Raw genomic sequence first — 1,595 nt, 5'->3', positions numbered from 1 at the left:
GAGACTGTGTAAAAACCAGTTTTCGAACGGCCGACTTCAAAGCCTTCACTTTTTGAGTGGAGGCTTTGTCGTTTAAAGGCAGTTGTTTCTCACTTCAACTCCCGGAGTAGTGCATTAACCCCATACCGATTGGTCATGCGAGCCAGGTTGTAACTTAGCACCCCAAGGGAAATCTCTGATTTTGCGCTGTGCAACCCCCGACACTGCATCCGTTTTAACCCCATGTGCCGTTTCAGAATGGCAAACGGCCGCTCAACAGCTGCCATTCGCACAGTCATCAAGTCAGGCTGGGCGGCTAAACGGTTTTCAGCGCGCTCGAAAGCGTCCTCATGGAAGTGGCGGCTGACCCAACGGCGATCCACCTGGGTGCACTTTGACTGCAGTGGGCACTGGCTGCACCCATCTCGACTGTACAGGTGCTTTTTACATTTGGTATTCCGGGTTTTGTAGGGCAAGTTTTTTCCCGCCGGACAGATAAACTGGTCGGCCTCAGCGTCGTATTGGAATACGCTCTTGGGGTAGAACTGACCATCGCCCTGGTTATTGACGGCACGATTGGCTGGTACCACTGCGGCAATACCTTTGTCGTCGCACTTGGCCAACTGTTCCCCATTGGAGTAGCCGGCATCCGCCACTACTTGCAATTCCTTTCTTTCCAGAAGACCCTGAGCGGCCGTGGCCATCGGTAATAGTTGGCGATTATCAGCCGCTTCCGTAGTCAGGGCGTGATGGACGATGACGCCACTCTCGACATCGACAGCGCTCTGCAGGTTGTAGCCCAGTATGACTCCTCCTCGACCCGAGCGCATCAGCCTGGCGTCTGGCTCGGTGAGACAGTGTTGCCGCTTATCCTCTTGTGCCATCACCTCGCTAGCCTGATCTAGGCGCTTGGAGCGCTTCCTGAGCTGCTCTAAAGCCTCTTCGATCGCCTTGGGGTCATACGCGGGGATACCTTCTGCCTCGGCTTCATCCTCCTGCGCATCCGCGCGATCCAGCTCCTCCATGTAGCGACTGATACGGCGAGAGACGCGATCCTGTTCTTTACGCAGTTGATCGCGTGTGAAGGCCTGATCCTTGCTGGCTGCCGCTTGGAACTTGCTGCCATCAATCGCCACCAGATCACCACTGACCGCACCGATAAGGCGACAGAACTGTACGAAGTCACGGCCTGCCTGATGGATAGCACTACCGTTGTCACGACGGAAATCAGCGATGGTTTTGAAATCCGGAACCAAGCGGCGCAGCAGCCACATGACCTCCAGATTGCGATGGCACTCGCGTTCCAGTTTGCGGCTGGAGGTGATGCGGTTTTGATAACCGTAGAGATACAGCTTCAGCAGATCGGCCGGATCGTAAGGTTTGCGTCCGGTGATCTTGGGGATCGCTTTGGTAAAACCAAGCTGCTGGATATCGAGCGTGGCAACGAAGGCCTCTATCACCCGCACTGGATGCTCCTGGCCTACGTAATCCTCTACGCTCGCTGGCAACAGGCTGGTCTGCGTTCTGCTCTCACCTTGGATGTGTCGCATACAAAAATACCCGCATCTGACGATGCGGGTATTTTGGCAGCTCGAACTGCGTTTTCACACAGTCTC

Annotated in this window: 1 protein-coding gene; it reads right to left on the bottom strand. The window is 55.2% G+C overall.

Annotation, left to right across the window (positions count from 1 at the left end):
* Positions 1–89: 89 nt before the first annotated feature.
* Complete coding sequence (locus QSV34_RS15135) at positions 90–1,529, bottom strand: IS1182 family transposase (RefSeq protein ID WP_289156082.1); 1,440 nt, start codon at positions 1,527–1,529, stop codon at positions 90–92.
* Positions 1,530–1,595: the final 66 nt, after the last annotated feature.

This window comes from Porticoccus sp. W117 (assembly GCF_030341905.1).
In the GTDB taxonomy this organism is placed as follows: domain Bacteria; phylum Pseudomonadota; class Gammaproteobacteria; order Pseudomonadales; family Porticoccaceae; genus SCSIO-12696.
This window is presented reverse-complemented; position numbering and strand designations above follow the sequence as displayed.